The sequence below is a fragment of the Dechloromonas denitrificans genome, assembly GCF_020510685.1.
Classification (GTDB): Bacteria; Pseudomonadota; Gammaproteobacteria; order Burkholderiales; family Rhodocyclaceae; genus Azonexus; species Azonexus denitrificans_A.
Genome location: NZ_CP075185.1, coordinates 832,424 through 853,879 on the forward strand (window position 1 = coordinate 832,424; position 21,456 = coordinate 853,879).

The window sequence follows — 21,456 nt, forward strand, 5'->3', positions numbered from 1 at the left end:
CCGCAAAAAATTTTTTAAAAAATGCTTTCCATAATCGAAGCAGTAGCCCATACTCCGCGCTTCGGGATTTCCAGGCAGTGTTTTGTTCCTGCGCCGTACTCCGGTTTGTCAGCTCCTCGGTCTTGGTTCTCGTATTATTGTTTTGGGCGAAAGCCTGTTAATTTTTTCCAAGGAAGCTATAAATGGCAAATGGTACCGTTAAGTGGTTCAACGACTCCAAAGGTTTTGGTTTTATCTCCCCGTCTGAAGGCGGCGAAGATCTCTTCGCTCACTTCTCTGCCATTCAAGGCAACGGTTTCAAGACTCTGGCCGAAAACCAGAAGGTGACGTTCGACATCGTTACCGGCCCGAAGGGCAAGCAGGCTGCAAATATCCGCCCGGCTGAATAAGCTCGGCGTAGCCTGAACAAGAGAAGCCCGGTTTTCCGGGCTTTTTTGCATTTGGTGCCCCTTGCGCACCGCTGTATCGCCCAAGCCGCGCGGTCAACGCAGCTACAATGGAAGCATCGGTTTTTGCGGCGCCCCCGGAGTTCTTGTGTATGTCAGCCATGTTGAAAAAATGTCTTGGCTTGTCAGTGGCTGCGCTGATTTTCTTCGGCGGTGCAGTCGAAATGGCGGGGGCCGGGGAGGTACGCAGTTTTACCGTCATCAATCTGCGCAGCGCCACACTGACGGCGCAGTACTGGAACCCCATTCTCGATTATCTCAGCCGCAAGAGCGGCGTTCCGCTGCAACTGACGGTTGGGCGGTCGCAGTCTGAGACGGTGGCGGCAATCAATCGCGGCGAAGTCGATTATGTCGTTTCCGGGACTATCTTCAGTCCGCCGTCGCAACTTCTAGGTTACCGCGTTATCGGCCGTCTGGCCGGGCCGCCGGTGCATGGCCAGATCGTCGTGGCGCAGGGTTCGAAACTGAAAACCCTGGACGATATCGAAGGCGCCGAGGTCGGTTTCTCCTCGCGCTCGGTCTTCATCGCCTATGCCGTGCCGATGAACGAAATCGTCCGGCGCGGGCTGCATGTCAAAGCCAATTTTGCCGGCAACCAGGAAGGGGTAATGGGGCAGTTGCTCAGTGGCCGGATTGAGGCCGCGGCAGTGCACTCGCAGGTCATGCGCGAATTTTCCGAACGGGAAGGTTTTGCCTATCGGGTATTGTGGTCTTCGGAGAAATACCAAAGCTGGCCACTGTCGGCCCATCCGCGGTTGCCGGATGCCGAGGTCAAGGCCGTGCAGGCAGCTGTTCTGGCGATGAAAGATGATCCGGTGGGGCGTGAAGTCCTCGCCAACAGCGCTGCGATCATCAAACAACAACCACCCTTCGGTTTCATGCCGGCCAGCGATCGTGACTACGAAAACTATCGCCGTTTCTACAAGACGACGCTGGTTCGCGACTGCGACGGCTGTTCTCCACAATAGTCAATCCGGAAACCAAGCAAATCTTGTCCCGCTTCCTTCCTGTCATGGTCTGGCGTCACCTCAGTCTGACCGTTCGCCTGTTGCTGATTACCGGCATGGCTTTGTCGATCGCCGGGGCCGCGTTGCTGTACACCAGCTTGCGGCAGAACGTTCAGCAGGTCGAGCACGAACTGGTCGAGCAGGCGGACAACGAATTGGCCCTGCTGCGGGCGGTGATGACCGAGCCGGTGGTGATCGGTGATTACAGTGTGGTGCGGCAGCTCTTGCATGGGCGCGTGCAGCGTGAGTCGATTGATGTAATGGCGTGGATCGACGAGCGGGGCAATGTGCTGCAGGCTGCCAGCCAGATAGTTTCGCCGGCGGTGCCGGCGGCGTTTCGTGACTGGCTTGGTTTGCCCGAGATCGAGCGCGAAGCGGGGCTGCTGGTTGGCGGGCGCAGCTACGGCCAGATCCGGATCGTGATGAACACGCGGGCGGCCGAAGCGCGTCTGTGGGCTCATTTGCTCACCCAGTTGCAGATCCTGCTGGTTGCGCTTTGTCTCGACCTGCTGCTGATCGTTTTCGTCCTGACGCGCAGTTTGACACCGGTTCGCCGTTTGAATCAGGCCGCCATCCGTTTCGGCAAGGGTGACTGGACGGTGCGGGCCCGGCTCGAGGGCAGTCCGGAAATGCGTTCGCTGATCGGTTCCTTCAATCAGATGGCGAGCAGTATCGAAAGTCTGATGGACGATCTCGATCACAAGCAGGCGGCTCTGGCGGAAAGCGAGTCGCGCTTTCGCTCGATGATCGAGAAGCACGCGGCGGTGATGTTGCTGCTCGACCCGGTCAGCGGCCGCATCCTGATCGCCAATTTTGCGGCCGAGGTTTTCTACGGCTACCCCCGGGGCGAGCTGCTCCAGCATTCAATCCAGGATATTTCGCTGCAGTCGCCCGAGTTGGTGCGCGATGAAATCGATGCGGCGGTGCGCGAGGAGCGCAACTGCCTGCTTTTCAAGCATCGTCTGGCGAACGGCGAGTTGCGCACGGTGGAAATGCACGCCTCGCCGATTGTGCATGAGGGCAGAACGCTGCTCTTCGCCGTCATTCACGATATTTCCGAGCGGCGGCGTCTGGAAGAGGGGCTGCGCCTGGCGGCCAGTGTTTTTGGTCATGCCCGGGAAGGCATCACGATTACCGACCCCCAGGGGATCATTCTCGATGTCAATCCGGCATTTTCGGAGATAACCGGCTACCTCCGCGAGGAGGTTTTGGGCAAAAATCCGAGCCTGCTCAAATCCGGGTATCAGGATGTCGCGTTTTATCAGGAGATGTGGCATAACTTGGTCGAGCAAGGGCACTGGCAGGGTGAAATCTGGAATCGCCGGAAGAGCGGCGAGGTCTACGCCGAGTTCCTGAGTATCTCCAGTGTTCATGACGATGCCGGCAAGATCAGCCGTTACATCGGAACCTTCATCGATATCAGCCAGATCAAGGAGCAGCAGCGCCAGCTCGAACAGATCGCCCATTACGATGCGCTGACCGGCTTGCCGAACCGGGTGTTGCTGGCCGACCGGATGAATGTCGCCATCGCCCAGGCACGGCGCAGTGGCAACCTGTTGGCGGTGGCCTATCTCGATCTCGACGGCTTCAAGATGGTCAATGACAATTTTGGTCACCACGCCGGCGATCGCCTGCTGGTAGAAATTGCTCGTCGCTTGCAGCAGAGCATTCGCGGTGGCGATTCGGTGGCCCGTCTGGGCGGCGACGAATTCGTCCTGCTGATGGCCGACATCGGCTCGGTCGAGGAATGCGAGCGGGCGCTGGTCCGGCTGTTGCGCGCCCTGAGTGAACAGGTCGTGGTCGACGGGCAGAGCATGCAGATATCGGCCAGTATCGGGGTGACCATCTTCCCCGATGACGATGGCGATCCGGATGCCTTGCTACGACACGCCGATCAGGCGATGTACGTTGCCAAGGAGGCGGGCAAGAACCGCTACTACCTCTTTGACCCGGAGCATGATCGCCTGGCCAGGAACCATCGCGGTTTGCTGAACCGCGTCGAGTCGGCCCTGCGGGATGGTGAGTTCGAGCTTTACTACCAGCCGAAAGTCAGGCTGGCGACCGGCGTCGTGGTTGGATTTGAAGCCCTGGTCCGCTGGGAGGATCCGGAGCGCGGACTGGTTTTGCCGGCTGATTTCGTGCCGCTGGTCGAAGCCAGTGACATCGCCGTTCCACTCGGTGAATGGGTGCTCGCCCAAGCGCTCGAGGAGCTTGGTCGCTGGCGGGCAGCCGGCCATGACTGGTCGGTCAGTGTCAATATTTCGCCCCGGCATCTTGAATCGCCGGGCTTCGTCGAGTACCTGGCCGGCCTCCTCCGGGCGCATCCCGAACTGCCGCGCCAGTCCCTTGAACTGGAAGTGCTGGAGTCCGTTGCGCTGATGGATATCGAGGCGGTGTCGGCGGTGATGAAGGCGTGCCAGCAACTCGGCGTGAGTTTTGCCATCGACGATTTCGGCACCGGCTATTCCTCGCTGACTTACTTCAAGCGCCTGCCGGCCGACGTTTTGAAGATCGACCAGTCTTTCATCCACGAAATGCTGACCGATCCCGAATATCTGGCGATCATCGAAGGCATCATCGGCCTGACCCGGGCTTTCCGCCGCACCCCGGTCGCCGAGGGCGTCGAGCTGCCCGAGCAGGGAGTGATGCTGATTCATCTCGGCTGCGCGCTGGCGCAGGGCTATGCGATTGCCCATCCGATGCCGGCGGCGGCCGTCCTCGAATGGTTCGCGACCTGGCGTCCGGATCCGATGTGGCTGGCGGCCGGCCGTATCCTCTGGCCGCAGGACGATTTGCCGCTGTTGTTCGCCGATCTCGATCATCGCCACTGGGTCGAGCAGCTGATCGCCTGCCTGCAGAATCCGGCAAAGGCGCTTGATCGCCCCACGCTATCTACCGATCGCTGTCGTTTCGGACATTGGCTGAATACGCAAGGGATGGCCCGTTATGCGGCCTTCCCGAGTTTTGCCGCGCTGGCTCCGGTGCATGGCGAGGTGCACCACCTGGGCGGCACCATCGTTGGCTTGATCGATGCCGGTCGGGCCGCCGAGGCGATGCTTCTGGTGCCCGAACTGGAAGCGTTGCGCGACAGGCTGCTTGAGTGCCTGCGCAAATTGCAGATCGAGGTTGCCGCCGAACGCGTCTCGGCAAGTGTCTTGACCTAGCATTGCCGTACACCATTCCCGGCGGTTTGGTGGCATGGCCAGCCGCTTCGTGGCGGCCTTGCGGTAAAATCCGGTCTTTGTCTTCAGGCTGCATCCCGTGAGCACCATCACCATTGCCCTTTCGAAGGGCCGCATCTTCGACGAAACCTTGCCGCTGCTGGCTGCTGCCGGCATTGTCCCGAGCGAAAACCCGGAAACCTCGCGCAAGCTGATCATCGAGACCAACAAGCCGGATGTGCGCGTCGTCATCGTCCGCGCCACCGATGTCCCGACCTACGTCCAGTACGGCGCGGCCGATCTCGGCGTGGCCGGCAAGGACGTGCTGATCGAGCATGGCGGCGAGGGGTTGTATTCGCCGCTCGACCTGAATATCGCCAAATGCCGGATGATGGTTGCCGTGCCGGAAGGCTTCGATTACGCCAGCGCCGTCCGCCAGGGCAATCGCCTGAAGGTGGCGAGCAAATACACCAAGATGGCGCGCGAACACTTCGCCGCCAAAGGGGTCCATATCGATCTGATCAAGCTTTACGGTTCGATGGAACTGGCACCGCTGGCCGGACTGGCCGATGCCATCGTCGATCTGGTGTCCACCGGCGGGACATTGAAGGCCAACAAGCTGGTGGCGGTCGAAGACATCATGGCGATTTCCTCGCGCCTGGTTGTCAATCAGGCTTCGCTCAAGGTCAAGCGTGAAACCCTGCAACCCATCATTGACGCCTTTGCCCGGGCGGTGGAGAAGTAATCCCTATGGTCGCGATCAAACGACTGGCTACGGTCGACGCCGATTTCACGGCAAAAATGGATGCGCTGCTGGCTTTCGAGACGGCGCAGGATGACAGCATCGAACGTACCGTCATCGGCATCCTGGCCGACGTCAAGGCGCGAGGCGATGCAGCGGTCGTCGAGTACACCAACCGTTTCGACCGCCTGACGGTGGCCGGCATGGCTGATCTCGAATTGTCCCAGGACGAAATGCGCAAGGCGCTCGACGGCTTGCCGGGCGAGCAGCGGCAGGCCCTGGAGGCGGCGGCGCAGCGCGTCCGCGTCTATCACGAAAAGCAGCGCCTGGAAGGTTGGTCCTATACCGAGGCCGACGGCACCATGCTCGGTCAGATGATCACCCCGCTCGACCGGGTCGGTCTCTATGTGCCGGGCGGCAAGGCGGCTTACCCGTCGTCGGTGCTGATGAATGCGATTCCGGCCAAGGTGGCCGGTGTCAAGGAACTGATCATGGTCGTCCCGACTCCGGGCGGCGAACATAATGCGCTGGTCCTGGCGGCGGCCTGTCTGGCCGGTGTCGACCGCGTGTTCACGATCGGCGGCGCACAGGCAGTCGGCGCGCTGGCCTTCGGGACACAGAGCGTGCCGCAGGTCGACAAGATCGTCGGGCCGGGTAATGCCTATGTCGCCTGCGCCAAGCGGCGCGTCTTCGGCATCGTCGGCATCGACATGGTGGCCGGCCCCTCGGAAATCCTGGTCGTCTCGGATGGCAGCAGCGACCCGGACTGGGTGGCGATGGATCTCTTTTCGCAGGCCGAGCATGACGAGCTGGCCCAGTCGATCCTGATCTGCACCGACGCCGCTTTCATCGAGCGCGTTCAGGCCAGCATCGAAAAGCTGTTGCCGACCATGCCGCGCCAGGCTGTCATTCGCCAGTCGCTGACCGACCGTGGCGCGCTGATCCACGTCCGCGATCTCGAAGAAGCCTGCGCCATCGCCAATCGCGTCGCGCCGGAACACCTCGAACTGGCCCTGGCCGATCCCGATCCGTGGGTTGGCAAGATCCATCACGCCGGCGCCATTTTCATCGGTCACTACACCTCCGAATCGCTGGGCGACTATTGTGCCGGCCCGAACCACGTGCTGCCGACTTCCGGCAGCGCGCGCTTCTCGTCGCCGCTCGGCGTCTATGACTTCCAGAAACGGACCAGCCTGATCAAGGTCTCCAAAGCTGGTGCTCAGACGCTGGGGCGCATCGCCTCGACGCTGGCGCACGGCGAAGGCCTGCCGGCCCATGCCAAGTCGGCTGAATTCCGGCTGGACAATTGAGCCGGCAACGACCTTGACCGCAGCATTGCCTGAATCCCCAAGCCGCCCGGACCTCCGGGCGCTTTTTTTGGGATTTTCCGCGGTTGGCCTGTCCGGCTTCGGCGGCGTTCTGCCCTTTGCCCGGCGCATGCTGGTCGAGGAGCGGCGCTGGATGTCGCCGGAAGAGTTCAACGCCCAACTCGGTCTCTGCCAGTTTTTGCCCGGACCCAATGTGGTCAATCTGGCGGTGATCGTCGGCAAACGCTACCAAGGTCTGGCCGGTGCCATTGTCGCGCCGGTCGGTCTGCTCGCCGGGCCGGTCGCTGTCGTCTTGCTCCTCGCGTTGTTGTACGACGCCTACGGCAGCTTGCCGCTGGTCCAGTCGATGTTGCGCGGCATCGCGGCGGTGGGTGCCGGCCTGCTCTTCGCGATGGCCTGGCGCATGGGCATGGCGATCAAGGACAAGCTGGCCTTTCTTCCCTTTACCGTCATGGTGGTTGCTGCCATTGCCTGGCTGCGCTGGCCGATGTTGTGGGTCATGCTGTCCGGCCTTGCGCTGTCCGGCGGGCTGGCCTTCTGGCGACTGGGACGACGTTGAGCGCCATCCTCGAACTTTTCCTCGAATTCACTCTGCTCTCCTTCGTCGCCTTCGGCGGCGCGACGGCGTTGCTGCCCGAAATGCACCGCGTCGTGGTCGACAACCATCACTGGCTAGACGACGCGACTTTCACCCATCTCTACGCCATCGCCCAGGCCGCGCCGGGGCCGAATGTCCTGGTCGTCACCTTGATCGGCTGGCAGGTCGCCGGCCTGGCCGGCGCCCTGGCGGCAACGCTGGCCATGTGTTTGCCAATGAGTATCGCGATCTATCTGCTGATCGACCACTGGGAAAGTTTTTCGGGCCGGCGCTGGCAGCGGGCCGTGCAGATCGGCGTTGCGCCGCTGGCCGTCGGTTTGATTTTTTCCGGGGCAACGCTGATCGGCCAATCCGCTGGCCTGGGCTGGGTGGCCTGGGGGCTGGTCGCGGCGACGGTGCTCGCCAATTTGCGCACGAAGTTGCACCCCTTGTGGTTCATCGGGCTGGGGGCAATCGCCGGCTTGCTCGGGCTGGTTTGATTTAGCCCTGTTGCGGGCTTTGCCGCAGCCTGGCCTTACGGCGTAGCGTAGGGGTTTTTCAGCTGGCTGACGACTTCCTGGAAAACCGCCCGGATCTGGTTTTCCTCGCACTCCATCAGCAGCGCATCCTCGAAGGCATCCTGCGCCATCTGACGCAGTTCCTCGAGGTTTTCCCGCAGCACCTTGATCTTCTCGGTACAGGCGACGATGCTGCCGTCCGGGCGTTTCCAGATAGTGTCCATTTGTCGTTCAGGCGGTGATCTGTTGCAACGCTTCGCTCAGGGCCTGGCATTCCGCGTCGGTGCCGACGGTGATGCGCAGGAACTGGTCGATGCGCGGCAACTTGAAGTGGCGGACGATGATGCTTCTTTCGCGCAGCGCCAGGGCCAGTTGTGCCGCATCGTGTTGCGGATGGCGGGCGAAGATGAAATTGGCGGCCGAAGGCAGTACCTCGAAACCCAGCTTGGTGAGCGCCGTGGCCAGCGTCTCGCGGGTGGCCATTACGGCGTGGCGAGTCCGTTCGAAGTGTTCGGTATCGTCCAGTGCGGCGACGGCGCCGACAATCGCCAGGCGATCCAGCGGGTAGGAATTGAAACTGTTCTTGACCCGCTCCAATGCCTCGATCAGCGCCGGGTGGCCGACCGCGAAACCGACGCGCAGGCCGGCCAGCGAGCGGGACTTGGACAGCGTGTGGACGACCAGCAGGTTGTCGTAGCGATCGACCAGCGAAATGGCGCTGTCGCCGCCGAAATCGACATAGGCTTCATCGACGACGACGACCGAATCCGGGTTGGCCTGCAGTATTTGTTCAACGGCGGCGAGGGGCAGCAGACGACCGGTCGGGGCATTCGGATTGGGGAAAATGATGCCGCCGTTCGGTTGCACGTAATCGGCCGGGTTGATCGAAAAGTCGTCGGCCAGCGGCACGCTGCGGTAGTCCACGCCATACAGGCCGCAATACACCGGGTAGAAGCTGTAAGTGATGTCCGGGAACAGGATCGGCTGTTCGTGCTTGAGCAAGGCCATGAAGATATGGGCGAGCACCTCGTCCGAACCGTTGCCGAGGAAAACCTCTGCCGTTGTCACCGCAAGCCGGCGGGCGATCGCCGCTTTCAATATATCGGCATTCGGGTCGGGATAAAGGCGCAGCCGCGCGCCGTCGCCGTCAAGCTCTGCCTGGATCGCCGCCAGCACCTTGGGCGAGGGCGGGAAGGGGTTCTCGTTGGTGTTGAGCTTGATCAGCTTGGCCAGCTTGGGCTGCTCGCCCGGTACGTAGGGGGTGAGGTCGCGGACGACCCGGCTCCAGAAGCGACTCATGGGGTTTTCACGGAAAGCGTAAAAGTAGGGCGAAATGGTATCATGCCCCTCCGTTCCAACGCCTTCTCAGCCATTACCCATGCGGCAAGCCGAAATCACTCGCAACACGTTGGAGACGCAGATTACCGTGCGTCTCGAACTCGATGGCACCGGTCAGGGCAAGTTCGCCACCGGCGTGCCTTTTCTCGATCACATGCTCGACCAGATTGCCCGGCACGGCCTGATCGATCTCGATATCGAGGCCAAGGGCGATCTGCACATCGATGCCCATCACACGGTCGAGGATATCGGCATCACCTTCGGTCAGGCGCTGGCCAGGGCCTGGGGCGACAAGAAGGGGCTGACCCGCTACGGCCACAGCTACGTACCGCTCGACGAGGCGCTGTCGCGTGTGGTGATCGACCTCTCCGGCCGGCCGGGGCTGGAACTCAACTGCGAATTCACGCGCGCCGTGATCGGTCAGTTCGACGTCGATCTGATTTCCGAATTCTTTCATGGCCTGGTCAACCATGCCGGCATGACGCTGCACATCGATAACCTGCGCGGCAAGAACGCCCACCACCAGGCCGAAACCATCTTCAAGGCCTTTGGCCGGGCGCTGCGCATGGCGGTAACGCCCGACCCGCGGATGGCCGGTGCCATGCCGTCGACGAAGGGTTCGCTGTGAGCATTGTCGTCATCGACTATGGCATGGGCAATCTGCGCTCGGTGTCGAAAGCGCTGGAGCATGTGGCTGGCGGCAAGAAAGTGATCGTAACCGCCGACCCAGCCGTAGTGGCTGGCGCCGAGCGGGTCGTCTTTCCCGGCCAGGGAGCGATGCCTGATTGCATGCGCGAACTCGAAGCCCGTGGCCTGCGCCCGGCCGTGCTCGCTGCCGCCAGGGACAAGCCTTTTCTAGGCATCTGTGTCGGCGAGCAGATGCTCTTCGAACACAGCGACGAGGGCGACGTGCCGGCGCTCGGCGTATTTCCGGGCAAGGTCAAGCGTTTTCCCGATGAAAAAATGTACCTGCCGACTGGCGAGCGCCTGAAAGTGCCGCACATGGGCTGGAACGAGGTGCGCCAAGTGCCGCACGCGCTATGGCATGGTATCGCCGACGGCGCGCGGTTCTATTTCGTACACAGCTACTTTGTCGAACCGGCCGATCCGGTGCTGGTGAGGGGAACTTGCGATTATGGCATCCCCTTTACCTGTGCGGTAGGGCGGGATAATATCTTCGCCGTTCAGTTCCACCCTGAGAAAAGTGCCCAGGACGGCCTGCAGCTTCTGAAAAATTTTGTCGAGTGGCGTCCCTAACAAGATGCCTGCCGTTTACTTCTCATTCGAATCCCATGCTGATTATTCCCGCCATTGACTTGAAAGACGGCCAGTGTGTCCGTCTGAAACAGGGCCTGATGGAACAGGCTACCGTCTTCTCCGACAGCCCGGCCGAACAGGCCCGTCGCTGGCTGGAGCAGGGGGCCCGTCGCCTGCATCTGGTCGACCTGGACGGCGCCTTTGCCGGCAAGCCGAAGAACCAGGTGGCGATCAAGGCCATCCTGGCCGAAGTCGGCGATGAAATTCCGGTGCAACTGGGTGGCGGCATCCGCGATCTCGATACCATCGAGCGCTGTCTCGACGCCGGCCTGAGCTACGTCATCATCGGTACTGCCGCGGTCAAGAATCCCGGCTTCCTGCACGATGCCTGCGTTGCCTTCCCCGGTCACATCATCGTCGGTCTCGACGCCAAGGACGGCAAGGTGGCGACCGACGGCTGGTCGAAACTGACCGGCCACGATGTCGTCGACCTCGGCAAAAAGTACGAAGATTACGGCGTCGAGTCGATCATCTATACCGACATCGGTCGTGACGGCATGCTCTCCGGCCTCAATATCGAAGCCACCGTGCGTCTCGCTCAGGCGTTGACCATTCCGGTCATCGCTTCCGGCGGCCTGTCCAACCTCGAAGACATCAAGGCGCTGTGCGCCGTCGAGAAGGAAGGCGTGGTCGGCACCATCGCCGGGCGTGCAGTGTACGATGGCTCCCTCGACTTCAAGGCCGCGCAGGCGTTGGCCGACGAGCTGGGCGCCTGATGCTCGCCAAACGGATCATTCCCTGTCTGGATGTCACGGCTGGCCGCGTCGTCAAGGGGACCAACTTCGTCGATCTGCGCGATGCAGGCGATCCGATCGAGATCGCCCGCCGTTACGACGAGCAGGGCGCCGACGAGGTGACCTTCCTCGACATCACCGCTTCGTCCGATCAGCGCGACATCATCCTGCACATCATCGAAGCCTGCGCCGAGCAGGTCTTCATTCCGCTGACCGTCGGTGGTGGCGTGCGCAAGGTCGAGGACGTTCGTCGCCTGCTTAATGCCGGGGCCGACAAGGTGTCGATGAACACGGCGGCAGTGAATGATCCTGAGCTCGTCTTCAATGCCTCGAGCAAGGTCGGTTCGCAATGCATCGTCGTTGCCATCGACGCCAAGCAGACGGCACCCGGCAAATGGAACGTGTTTACGCACGGCGGGCGCAACGACACCGGTCTGGATGCCGTGGCCTGGGCGAAAAAGGTCGAAATGCTCGGGGCCGGTGAAATCCTGCTGACCAGCATGGACCGCGACGGTACCAAGAATGGCTTTGATTTGGCGCTGACCCGCGCCGTTTCCGATGCCGTCAAGATTCCGGTGATCGCTTCCGGTGGCGTCGGCAACCTGCAGCATCTGGCCGACGGCGTGACCGAGGGCCGGGCCGATGCGGTGCTGGCGGCTTCGATCTTTCATTTCGGCGAGTACACGGTGCGTCAGGCCAAGGAATACATGGCCAGTCGCGGTATCGAAGTCCGGTTGTGAGCGATCTCGATAACGCACTGCCCTGGCTCGAGGCGCTGAAGTGGGACGCCGACGGCATGATCCCGGCGATTGCCCAGGACGAGAGCGGCCGGGTCGTGATGTTCGCCTTCATGAATCGCGAGTCGCTGCAGGAAACGGTCCGTTCGGGCAGCGCCGTATACTGGTCGCGTTCGCGCCAGCGGCTCTGGCGCAAGGGCGAAGAGTCGGGCTTCTTCCAGAAGGTGAAGTCGATTCGCACCGATTGCGACGGCGATGTTCTGCTGCTGTCGATTGAACAGGTCGGCAACATTTCCTGTCATACAGGTCGTGTAAGCTGCTTCTTCAATGAATTACAGGCGGAGCGATGGGTACCCGTCGATCCGGTTTTGAAAGACCCTAAGGAAATCTACGCAAAATGAGCACGCATGACATCCTGCACCGTCTCTCCGAGACGCTGGCTTCCCGCCGCAATGCGGATCCGGAAAAGTCTTACACCGCCAAATTGTTTTCCGAAGGCCCGGACTCCATCCTGAAGAAGATCGGCGAGGAGTGTGCCGAACTGATCATGGCGGCCAAGGATGGCAAGCGTCTGAACATCGTCTGGGAGTCGACCGACGTGATTTACCACGTGCTGGTCCTGCTCGCCTTCTATGGCTTGAGTATCGAGGACGTCTCGCAGGAAATGCGTCGCCGTGAAGGTATTTCCGGTATCGACGAAAAGGCGGCACGAGGCACCAAGTGAGCGACTGCATTTTCTGCAAGATTGTCGACGGCAAGATTCCGGCCCAGAAGGTCTACGAAGACGAGGATATTCTCGCTTTCAACGACATCAACCCGGCACGGCCGGTACATGTGTTGCTGATTCCAAAAAAACACATTACGTCGCTGGCTACTGCAACGGCCGACGATACGCCGGTGCTTGGCAAGATGCTGGCCAAGGCCAACGAAATCGCGACGGCGCAGGGCAGCGCCGATGGCTTTCGTGTCATCATCAATACTGGACGGGTGGGGCAGCAGGAAGTGCCGCATCTGCATATACATATCGTGGGCGGACCGGACCCGGTCGGCCCCATGCTGAAACGCCTCTAGGAGACAATCATGGGCAGTTTTTCCATTTGGCACTGGTTGATCGTTCTGGTCATCGTGATGCTGGTTTTTGGTACCAAGAAGTTGCGTAACGTCGGTCAGGATCTCGGCGGTGCGGTCAAGGGTTTCAAGGATGGCATGAAGGAAGCCAACGCCGATGGCAAGCCGGCGGAAGCCGCGCCGACCCAGCAGGTCAATGGCCAGACCATCGATGTCGAAGTCAAGGAAAAAACAAAATCCTAGTCCTCACGGACGGCGGGCTGATCCCGCTCGCCAGCAAAGTATCCGGAAATGTTTGATATCGGTTTCTCCGAACTCATGGTGATCGGCATCGTCGCCTTGCTCGTCATCGGGCCTGAGCGTCTGCCGAAAGTCGCCCGTACGGTCGGGCATTTGCTCGGTCGCGCCCAGCGTTATGTCAGTGACGTCAAGTCCGATATCAACCGGGAAATTCAGCTCGACGAATTGAAGAAGCTGCAGACGCAGGTCACCGATTCGGCCCGCGAACTGGAGAGTTCAGTCCGCAGCGAGTACGAAACCGCGCGTAGCGCGGTCGAAGCCCCCGTTCAGGAGGTTGTCGGTGAATTGGCTGCAGTTACTCAGTCCACTTCGCCCATTCCGCTCTCCAGCGATACGCCGGACAAGTCGACCGTATGACTGATCAGCAGGCGAATTCGGCACCGGAAGAATCCTTTATCTCCCATCTCGTGGAACTGCGTGACCGCCTGTTGCGCAGTTTGATCGCGGTAGGGGTAATGCTCGGCATCCTGTGCTTCTATCCGGGGCCGGGCGAGATTTACGACCTGCTTGCCGCGCCGCTGACCAAGGCGCTGCCCGAGGGTACCAAGATGGTTGCCATCGGTGTCATTACGCCGTTCATGGTGCCGCTCAAGGTCACCGCTATGGTCGCCTTCGTGCTGTCGCTACCGTTCATCCTTTACCAGATGTGGTCGTTCATCGCGCCGGGTTTGTATGCCCATGAGCGGCGTCTGGGTATCCCGTTGATTATTTCCAGCACATTGCTTTTCGTAATGGGGATGTCCTTCTGCTACTTCTTCGTATTTGGGCAGGTTTTCCAGTTTATCGCCAGCTTTGCCCCGAAAAGCATCACCCCCGCACCTGACATCGAAGCCTATCTGTCTTTCGTGATGACGATGTTCCTGGCCTTCGGGATTGCTTTTGAGGTACCGGTGGCGCTCGTCGTGCTGGTCAAGCTTGGCGTGGTGACCGTCGAAAAGCTGAAGGAATGGCGCTCATATTTTGTTGTCGGTGCCTTTATCGTCGCTGCCGTGGTTACTCCGCCGGACGTCGTTTCGCAATTGGCCCTGGCGATCCCGATGTGTCTGCTCTACGAAATTGGTATTCTGGCGGCCCGCCTGGTCTCCCGGCCGGCGCCGGAAGAGGCGACAGTGGTGGACAGCGAAAATTCCGTGGCAATGGATGCCGAAATCGACAAGGCGGATGCCGAGTTCCGCAAACTGACCGGAAAATAGTCAGGCTGTTTTTTTGCTCGGCCCGGGGCGGGTCGCCAGCGTCTTGGTGGCTGTCCCTTCCTCGAACCACCACAGAGTTCCTGCCGGCATTTCGATCCATGCCTCGTTGTCGGTTAATGGCAAGGTGGCGATCACGGCCACCCGGTCCTCGGGCGTCGTGACGTTGCTGAAGTCGACCGTGACATCATGGTCCATCAGGTGGGCCTGGGTAAAAGGTGCCTGGCGGATGATGTAGCTGAGCTTGGTCGAGGCATGGGCAAACAGCCAGTCGCCATTCGACAGCAGGAAGTTGAATTCACCGTGACCGGCAATTTCCAGCGTCAAGGCATGGACTGCATCGAACAGTGCGGTATGCGCCGGAGCCGTGCTGCCGAAGCGTTGGCGCAATTCCTGGAGCAACCAGCAAAATGCCCGCTCGCTGTCGGTCAGCCCGACCGGCAGGAAGCTGCCGTCGAGGTTTGGCGTGAAATCCAGCAGATTGCCGTTGTGGGCAAAAATCCAGTAGCGTCCCCACAGTTCGCGCATGAACGGGTGGGTGTTTTCGAGACCGATGGCCCCTTGCGTCGCCTTGCGGATGTGGGAAATGACGTTTTTCGAACGAATCGGATAATGGCGGACCAGTTCGGCGACCGGTGAGGTGCACGACGGTTGCGGGTCGAGAAACAGGCGGGTGCCTTTGCCTTCAAAGAAGGCGATGCCCCAGCCGTCGGAATGAACATCGGTGGCGCCACCTCTGGCCTGAAAGCCGGTGAACGAAAAGCAGATGTCGGTCGGCACGTTGCAGTTCATGCCGAGCAGCTGGCACATTTTTTCTCTCTTTTCATGATAGCCTGTCCGCTCTAAAGGCTTGCAGTACAGGCGCTTTGCGGGGTTTGTCGGGTTTTTTTGAGGTGACACAAACGGCCGTGATTCGGATACACAACATGGTGACACATGACCACGCAATTCTTACACAAAAAGAAGGAATCTAGCCTCTGGTACTACCGGCGTAGATTCCCGCAAGATGTTGCACGGGTAGTCGGAAAGTCAGTGCACATGCAGAGCCTTCAGACTTCAATTAAGCGTGACGCGGAGCGAATGGCTCGAATGGTAGCGGTACAGTTCGATTCGATCTGTGAGGAAGCTAGGCGGGATCACAAGTTTCAGCAGGAGATAAAGCACGTGGAACTTGCATCAGCGCACGGGGCTGAAGCTAAGCGAGTTGTTAGTGCAGCCAGCGCAGCCGGTGCAGATGCCCAAAGAAGTCCAGAGAGCGTCTTAGCTCGGGTTCCTGAGTTGATTCGGCTTGCAGCTACTCGGGTGGTGGAAGAGCAGCAACGTGATCCGCAGGGCTGGCTAGATACCATCAGGCGCTGGAAGGATTATTACTCGTCTGCGCTTACCGCACCTATGCCCAGCCCCGGCCCTCAGACGGCTATAGAAGCGCAGGCGTGTCTGAATGGAATCGAGTTGGCAATACAGGGGCAGCCGCTTCCCCCGCAACCAGCTGCGGACTCGAACGCATTACAACGGCCGATTGCTGCACTATCCGGGAACGAGTCCTGTGCAGAAACATGGGCATCGCTTTGTGACCGTGCATTGCGTGAGTACCAGCACAAGGTAAGTCTTCCCCGGTACAAGCTGGCGCAGTCGAAATTGCCTGAAGTAAAGGCGGCGGGCTGCACCGAGTTGGAGATTCAGGAAGGATTACGAGGCTGGTGCAACGCTCGCTTGCTGGAGGTTCAGCCTCGAACTGTAAAGGGGCAACTTGACTGTATGGTGTCTGCACTCCGGTGCGTTCTACCTAAGCTGACTGCTCCAGTGCTGCGGGAGCTTCAAGGCGTTATGCAGCCGCGTGTCGGTGATCGGCAGAGCATGCCGATTCAGGAAATACGTGCAGCGGTGAATGCATTCAAGAGCAGGCCGGTTCCTATAAAGGTTAGGAAGGACTTCGGGGGTGGAGCTTCACAGTTCGATGCTATAGCTGTTGAGGTGCTGGCCGTGCTTGGCATGCGGCCAAGCGAGTTGATCAAGGCTAGACCAAATGCCCTTGTGACACAGGAAGATGTGTTCGGAAAACAAGGGTTGTTCTTGCGGCTTGTTGATGGAAAGAACAAGGCATCGGAGCGAGATATACCTCTAAGCGACGGAACTCGGGAGGTTCTGCCAGTTCAGCAATTGCGGGAGATGTTGGAATGGCAGGAGAAAAACACTCGCTCAATAGCTGGCGCTGTTACCTCGCTGGGTACTAGGTTCAAGGCTATGACTAGCGGATATACTCTGTATCAGATGCGGCATTCATGGAAAGACCTAGCTGTGCATGCTGGCGTAGATTCAGAGTTACGCGAGCGCTTGATGGGGCACAAGTTGCCGGGAGTCGCTGCAACGTATGGTTCAGGTATTCCGCTGGAGAAAGGGCTGGATTCTCTGATGCTGGTTCGTAGAGCCATTGAACTTTAGCGAAAAGAGATAGATCACGTAGGCGCGAAAGGGATTCAAATCATGAACGCACGTTTATTACAATATTTGCTGCGTATCCAATATTGGTTGTGCTGAGACTTTACCTATCAAGAATGTGATGCTGAGAAAGGCAAGATTCTTGGCGAGAAATTAATATGTTTTCAATTAGGGTATTTATGCGTGTTCTCCTTGGTCTTGTATTACTTCTTCTCAGCCCCTGTGCGCTTTCTCAAAGCGCTAGCTTTCCAAGTCAATGCCAGGAAATGCTGAGGTTCCCAACACCAACTAATGAAGCTCTCTGTAAGAATTTGCAGCCTGTATGGAGGTCCGCGCACGATCAGTATATTAATGCTTTAGGTAGGGTTCAAACATTTGCCGAATGGAATAAGTTGTGGGAGAGTAGGATTTTGTTTATATCCAAATTCTACAACTGTCAAATTAAAGGTTATGTTCCAGAGGTTACTGAGTGTTTAAGATCAGCGTTCGAAGATATATCTAATCAATTGCCTGTTCTCGACGCGACATCAGAACAGCTATCGGAATTGACAGGTAAGGCGAATAAAGTAAATGACTCAATCTATAGTCTTGTGAATGATAGATTGCATAAATGTAAGTTGGACAGAATAAAGGCATTGGATGATGGTGTTTCACCTGCTAGAGATATTGCGGTTGCGGTAAGTCCCGCTTGTAAGCGTGAGGCAAGTGAGTTAGCACGGATTTTCTATGCTGCGTTGAGTGTCGCTTTAATTGGAGATATTCAAAACTTGGGTAAGATCAGGGAGCGCGGGGAAGAATTTATTTCGCCAGAAAATGTAATTGTTACGGTTTTAGAGTATCGAGCTTCTATTCGAGATAAAGACTTGCAAAAAAAGAAAAACGTTAGTTCTCGTAAAGTAGAAAGTTAATCATCTATTCGATGTTTAAATTGTTAGGGGTTTGCTTTGTTGATTTTGCTGATCTGAATATTGTTGGTAATTGTCATCTAAAACGTTGCGTTTATAGTTTCCAGCTGTCAAGGGCCGTGGCGGCTCTCGCGGGGTTTTCACGAATCCGATAAATGGCGGCGCGGGAAATCCCCATTTTATTGGAGATGCACTGTATGGATTCTCCCGAGGCGAGCATTGATATAACAACATCCAGTTGTTCTCGGGTGAAGCTGGGTTTTCTGCCTTTGAATACTCCATTATTCTTTGCGTATTCAATGCCCGCTTTCTGGGCTTCCTTGGTGGCTTCGGCTTGAGCTTGTGCCAGAGCCGCCATGAACCCGATCAAAGCATCTCGCACTGCCTTTTGCATGGGGTCTGTTGCGCTACCATCAAACTCCAAGCGGTTAATCACCGTCTTGACGACTACTCCGCGCTGTATCAACTCGCGGATGCTGTCCGTAACATCGGAGTAGTTCCGGCCAAGGCGATCTACCCAGCGAACAACAAGCGTGTCTCCAGCCCTCAGGATGTCGAAGAGACGCTTCCCTTGGGGGCGGTCCTTGAGTTTCACGGCAACCCCGGAAACTCCGTCATCGGAAATTACGGTATCGAACTGAATTCCTAGTTCTTTCTCAGCGTGGCTTTGTTGATGCTCAATAGTCTGCTCAGATGTTGATACTCGGGCATATAAAATTGTGCTCATGATGTTTGTCCGTTGATGTGGTGTACGAACTGTATTCTGTCCGTATGGGTGAAGTCAAGTCTAACGGACGCAATTTGCGTATGGTTTTATCTGTCCGTACAGGCATACTCTAACGAACAAACGGAAGGCCGCAGGAGTGGTGCTGTGAGGTGCTCAGGCAGGGCTAAACACAATGTAGAGGTACTGCCTTGGGTATCTATTTATCGCTTGATAGACGGCTCAGGAGGGGCTGAGGGGGCGGGTTCAACAGCGCATTGAACGAAGGCTGTAGCGCACGAGTTGTGCATAAACAGATGCTAATGCAGCGGTTTGAAACAGGGTAGGAACAGCGGCATCAAGAACAGCGCAGGGTGAATGCGGGCAGGCCAAGAATCCCCCGGCAAGGCACCTAGAAGGCTCTCCGGCGAGGTTTCATGCTGGGGGCGGATGTTCAGCCACCGAGGGATTGAAGGCTCCGGAGGCGCTTGGATGGTATTATAAGAAAGCTCTGATTTACGTGCTTTAGGGATGGCTCAGGGAGGCCGGGAATCCATGAGTACTTACTACGTAGTAGTAGGATATTCCCTGAAACCGAGGGTGCAAATGCACCCTGTCCGCACCCTCCCTGAATCCAATATCAGCCATTCTTGGAGCGTCTGCGGATGGATTTCACCGTATTCGGATTCATACCTAACCGATTTGCAATCTCAGTTTGCTTCTTGCCTTGGGCGTACAGAGCTAAAACCTTCTCCGCTGAGGTGGTGGCCCCTGCATCCGCAAGCGCTTCCCGGTTCTTCGTGCATTCCATCTGTTGCTCAAGCGCGCTTATCCTTGTCCCCTGCTCCTTCACTTGAGCTTTCAGCTTGTTAGCTATGTCGTAACCCTCGAACAGTACTACCCCGGCAGATAGGCTGTGGCTGAACTTTTGTGTCTGCGTACGTAGGTTCATACTGCGCTTTCCGTGGTGTTCAATCATCGCTTTCTCCACTGGGTGATTCTGAATTGCTGGCGAGTCGTACGCTTCCTGCACACGTTGCACTCGCAGGCTCTCACCAATGCGCTCAGCTTTTTTAGGATCGTTAGGGTAGGCTAAGTTGAGCACTTCATTCGCGCTCGGGTTCACACCATTTAGCTGTAGCTCTAGCTGAGTACAGATGACATGCACGAAGTCCTTCACGCTATGCTGCATCGGCGGATTAGGTAGTGCTTGTAGAGCCTTCCCGCGCTTTGCATAGGCTGCTCTTATTTCTCGCTGGCATTCCGCAAAGGCTTGCTGTGCTGTGGGTGCTTGGCTCTTGGCTAACTCGATTGCCTTATCTGCACGCGGCAGGCCGTACCTCTGGATTAGCTCATCTCTACTGAGAACTGCTACATCCTTCAGTGCTGCACGATCTAACACAGAGAGTTCGGGTTCGGAGTGTTGTGTTTGTGCTTTTGCCTTGTTGCAGGTTGTTCGATTCTCTATCTCTGGCACTCGCATATCCGGGCCAGGTGCAGCAGCCTCATTGGCTTGTGCTAGAAGACTTTGAAGGCAGGTGCCTTGTTGGTGTTGATGTGTATCTACTGATACTTGCATTTTGTATTTCCTGTGATGTGACCACTGGCTAGCACCCAGCCCTTAGCCGCATTCCCTCAGCGAGAGATGGACCAATGGGCACAGCACATGAAACACAGTGGGAATGATTGATAAGCGAATAAAGATGTTTGCTAGATTTCTTTATCCATTCCGTGGCGCTCTAATTGGCAAGGAGCACGAGGCTTCCCCTTGTCCATTACCTGTGACTCTAAATGGCAGGGAGCGCAAGGAATCTGCTACTGGAGGAGGGTACGGGGGCAGTTAGTACGCGGGAGGGCACGGAGGGGGCTTCGCATGAGCGCAGTAAATTCAGGCTCGAATGCGGAATATCAACTGAGTTGACTGTCGCTTTTCATCAATGCTGGACAGCAAACGTCACGAACATGACCGGCTCGGCACTGGGCTATGCAATCGTTATCAGACAGAGTTCGGCCAGAAGCGGAATTACGCTGTTGTTGCCCTTAGCAGCCATCCGTGAACGGTTTCATGCTAACGTACTAACGAGCCGCTTTTCACACTATTTGGCGGGCAGTGACGTTCAAATCCAAATTTTCGAAATCCTGTAACTGTGATGCCTTCGTGAATTATGGTTGTCGAATTTTAAGTAGACAGGCACTAAAGTAACGACGCAAAATATGTTGCCCTCGTTTTGGAGATAACAGTGACATCAAAAGATGAACTTCGCGACTTGCGTACCTTGGGCGAAATTGAAGCAGAGGCACAGTTTCAGTTGTTTCATCGAGAACGAGTTCAAAATTTCGAAGCGAAGCTGGCCGAGGTCTCTGAAAAGCTCGAAGGTCGCCTTCGAGCAGCTGCGAGATTGGGATACCTTGAGTTAAAACTTATTGACGTTGATTTACCGGATTTAATAGATAGGGCAAAGGTTTGCTGTATAGACCCTGTTCAGAGAAATTCCACTGGGGGGGCTTGGGCAACGGTCAATCCATATCAAGATAGGTCCGTCGTTTTGAATGAAGCACTCTTGCGTCTTTGGGACAGGCTTGAGCAGATGCAATTACGTCCAATATTCATCGAGGGAGCATATGGCACACCGGTCCTTGGTGTACAGCTTCCTGATGGCAAAGCTTATCCACGAAATGATTCAGCTAGAGAAGTCGCTCTTTGCACAATGAATCGCATGGATTATTTCCTGACTGATAATGGGGGCATCGCATTTACTCCCAAAAGCACAGGCCTAGAGGACTGACAATCCGATCAAACTGTTGTCGTTTTGGCTCGCAGTCTCGCTCAACTTCCGCTTACATCAATCGTTGAACGTCTACTATCGCAGTTCCGCAATTTCTGCTTTGGGCACAGAGTTGCCGTTCGGCTTGGGCAGCCCAAGTTGATGAATTCGTCTGGTCAGT

25 protein-coding genes are annotated in these 21,456 nt (G+C 57.6%); 20 read left to right on the plus strand and 5 right to left on the minus strand.

Features of this window, described 5'->3' with window-relative positions; genetic code table 11:
- Positions 1-182: 182 nt before the first annotated feature.
- From KI611_RS04105 to KI611_RS04135, 7 genes are all read left to right on the plus strand, one after another.
- On the plus strand, positions 183-389 hold the full coding sequence (locus KI611_RS04105; RefSeq protein WP_226418564.1) for a cold-shock protein: 207 nt from the start codon (positions 183-185) through the stop codon (positions 387-389).
- A 185-nt stretch (positions 390-574) separates the two neighbouring features.
- Complete coding sequence (locus tag KI611_RS04110) at positions 575-1,414, plus strand: phosphate/phosphite/phosphonate ABC transporter substrate-binding protein (RefSeq protein WP_226418565.1); 840 nt, start codon at positions 575-577, stop codon at positions 1,412-1,414.
- A gap of 23 nt (positions 1,415-1,437) precedes the next feature.
- Positions 1,438-4,617, plus strand: a complete 3,180-nt coding sequence (locus KI611_RS04115) for an EAL domain-containing protein (protein WP_226418566.1) — start codon at positions 1,438-1,440, stop codon at positions 4,615-4,617.
- Positions 4,618-4,714: 97 nt separating this feature from the next.
- A complete protein-coding gene (gene hisG, locus KI611_RS04120; RefSeq protein WP_226418567.1) occupies positions 4,715-5,359 on the plus strand; it encodes an ATP phosphoribosyltransferase in 645 nt (214 codons plus the stop codon).
- A 5-nt stretch (positions 5,360-5,364) separates the two neighbouring features.
- Positions 5,365-6,666, plus strand: a complete 1,302-nt coding sequence (hisD, locus tag KI611_RS04125) for a histidinol dehydrogenase (RefSeq protein WP_226418568.1) — start codon at positions 5,365-5,367, stop codon at positions 6,664-6,666.
- 67 nt (positions 6,667-6,733) lie between these two features.
- On the plus strand, positions 6,734-7,243 hold the full coding sequence (locus KI611_RS04130; protein WP_226418569.1) for a chromate transporter: 510 nt from the start codon (positions 6,734-6,736) through the stop codon (positions 7,241-7,243).
- Positions 7,240-7,761 carry a chromate transporter gene (locus KI611_RS04135; protein WP_226418570.1) on the plus strand — a complete coding sequence of 174 codons (522 nt, stop codon included), beginning with the start codon at positions 7,240-7,242 and terminating at the stop codon, positions 7,759-7,761. The genes KI611_RS04130 and KI611_RS04135 overlap by 4 nt, the downstream gene beginning before the upstream one ends.
- 35 nt (positions 7,762-7,796) lie before the next feature.
- Here KI611_RS04135 and KI611_RS04140 read toward each other — a convergent pair whose 3' ends face one another.
- Positions 7,797-8,003, minus strand: coding sequence for a hypothetical protein (locus KI611_RS04140; RefSeq protein ID WP_226418571.1), 207 nt, complete (start codon positions 8,001-8,003; stop codon positions 7,797-7,799).
- A gap of 7 nt (positions 8,004-8,010) precedes the next feature.
- On the minus strand, positions 8,011-9,078 hold the full coding sequence (gene hisC, locus KI611_RS04145) for a histidinol-phosphate transaminase (RefSeq protein ID WP_226418572.1): 1,068 nt from the start codon (positions 9,076-9,078) through the stop codon (positions 8,011-8,013).
- Between the two features lie 79 nt (positions 9,079-9,157).
- Between hisC and hisB the strand changes: the two genes are divergently transcribed.
- The 10 genes from hisB to tatC are packed head-to-tail and all read left to right on the plus strand — an operon-like array spanning position 9,158 to position 14,466.
- Entirely contained in the window at positions 9,158-9,745 is a 588-nt protein-coding gene (hisB, locus tag KI611_RS04150) for an imidazoleglycerol-phosphate dehydratase HisB (RefSeq protein WP_226418573.1), read from the plus strand.
- Positions 9,742-10,374: an imidazole glycerol phosphate synthase subunit HisH gene (hisH, locus tag KI611_RS04155; RefSeq protein ID WP_226418574.1), complete on the plus strand. Its 633-nt coding sequence runs from the start codon at positions 9,742-9,744 to the stop codon at positions 10,372-10,374. The genes hisB and hisH overlap by 4 nt, the downstream gene beginning before the upstream one ends.
- A gap of 35 nt (positions 10,375-10,409) precedes the next feature.
- Positions 10,410-11,150, plus strand: a complete 741-nt coding sequence (gene hisA, locus KI611_RS04160) for a 1-(5-phosphoribosyl)-5-[(5-phosphoribosylamino)methylideneamino]imidazole-4-carboxamide isomerase (protein WP_226418575.1) — start codon at positions 10,410-10,412, stop codon at positions 11,148-11,150.
- Positions 11,147-11,908 (plus strand): imidazole glycerol phosphate synthase subunit HisF, encoded by a 762-nt coding sequence (gene hisF, locus KI611_RS04165; RefSeq protein ID WP_413463945.1) that lies wholly within the window; start codon positions 11,147-11,149, stop codon positions 11,906-11,908. The genes hisA and hisF overlap by 4 nt, the downstream gene beginning before the upstream one ends.
- Positions 11,905-12,306 carry a phosphoribosyl-AMP cyclohydrolase gene (hisI, locus tag KI611_RS04170; protein WP_226418577.1) on the plus strand — a complete coding sequence of 134 codons (402 nt, stop codon included), beginning with the start codon at positions 11,905-11,907 and terminating at the stop codon, positions 12,304-12,306. The genes hisF and hisI overlap by 4 nt, the downstream gene beginning before the upstream one ends.
- On the plus strand, positions 12,303-12,629 hold the full coding sequence (locus KI611_RS04175; protein ID WP_226418578.1) for a phosphoribosyl-ATP diphosphatase: 327 nt from the start codon (positions 12,303-12,305) through the stop codon (positions 12,627-12,629). The genes hisI and KI611_RS04175 overlap by 4 nt, the downstream gene beginning before the upstream one ends.
- The gene (locus KI611_RS04180; protein WP_226418579.1) at positions 12,626-12,976 is read left to right on the plus strand and encodes a histidine triad nucleotide-binding protein; all 351 of its coding nucleotides are present in this window, start codon (positions 12,626-12,628) and stop codon (positions 12,974-12,976) included. Before KI611_RS04175 ends, KI611_RS04180 begins: the two co-directional genes overlap by 4 nt.
- A 9-nt stretch (positions 12,977-12,985) precedes the next feature.
- Positions 12,986-13,216: a Sec-independent protein translocase subunit TatA gene (gene tatA, locus KI611_RS04185; protein WP_226418580.1), complete on the plus strand. Its 231-nt coding sequence runs from the start codon at positions 12,986-12,988 to the stop codon at positions 13,214-13,216.
- 48 nt (positions 13,217-13,264) lie between these two features.
- Positions 13,265-13,630, plus strand: a complete 366-nt coding sequence (gene tatB, locus KI611_RS04190; protein ID WP_226418581.1) for a Sec-independent protein translocase protein TatB — start codon at positions 13,265-13,267, stop codon at positions 13,628-13,630.
- Complete coding sequence (tatC, locus tag KI611_RS04195; RefSeq protein ID WP_226418582.1) at positions 13,627-14,466, plus strand: twin-arginine translocase subunit TatC; 840 nt, start codon at positions 13,627-13,629, stop codon at positions 14,464-14,466. The genes tatB and tatC overlap by 4 nt, the downstream gene beginning before the upstream one ends.
- Here tatC and KI611_RS04200 read toward each other — a convergent pair whose 3' ends face one another.
- The gene (locus tag KI611_RS04200) at positions 14,467-15,273 is read right to left on the minus strand and encodes a class II glutamine amidotransferase (protein WP_226418583.1); all 807 of its coding nucleotides are present in this window, start codon (positions 15,271-15,273) and stop codon (positions 14,467-14,469) included.
- 126 nt (positions 15,274-15,399) lie between these two features.
- Here KI611_RS04200 and KI611_RS04205 point away from each other — a divergent pair, with 126 nt between their 5' ends.
- Positions 15,400-16,905, plus strand: a complete 1,506-nt coding sequence (locus KI611_RS04205; RefSeq protein ID WP_226418584.1) for a DUF6538 domain-containing protein — start codon at positions 15,400-15,402, stop codon at positions 16,903-16,905.
- A 176-nt stretch (positions 16,906-17,081) separates the two neighbouring features.
- The gene (locus tag KI611_RS04210) at positions 17,082-17,810 is read left to right on the plus strand and encodes a hypothetical protein (RefSeq protein ID WP_226418585.1); all 729 of its coding nucleotides are present in this window, start codon (positions 17,082-17,084) and stop codon (positions 17,808-17,810) included.
- A gap of 91 nt (positions 17,811-17,901) precedes the next feature.
- Here KI611_RS04210 and KI611_RS04215 read toward each other — a convergent pair whose 3' ends face one another.
- Both KI611_RS04215 and KI611_RS04220 read right to left on the minus strand, forming a co-directional pair.
- On the minus strand, positions 17,902-18,534 hold the full coding sequence (locus KI611_RS04215; protein WP_226418586.1) for a recombinase family protein: 633 nt from the start codon (positions 18,532-18,534) through the stop codon (positions 17,902-17,904).
- A 616-nt stretch (positions 18,535-19,150) separates the two neighbouring features.
- The gene (locus KI611_RS04220) at positions 19,151-20,089 is read right to left on the minus strand and encodes a hypothetical protein (RefSeq protein ID WP_226418587.1); all 939 of its coding nucleotides are present in this window, start codon (positions 20,087-20,089) and stop codon (positions 19,151-19,153) included.
- Positions 20,090-20,750: 661 nt separating this feature from the next.
- Here KI611_RS04220 and KI611_RS04225 point away from each other — a divergent pair.
- Positions 20,751-21,296, plus strand: a complete 546-nt coding sequence (locus KI611_RS04225) for a hypothetical protein (RefSeq protein ID WP_226418588.1) — start codon at positions 20,751-20,753, stop codon at positions 21,294-21,296.
- Positions 21,297-21,456: the final 160 nt, after the last annotated feature.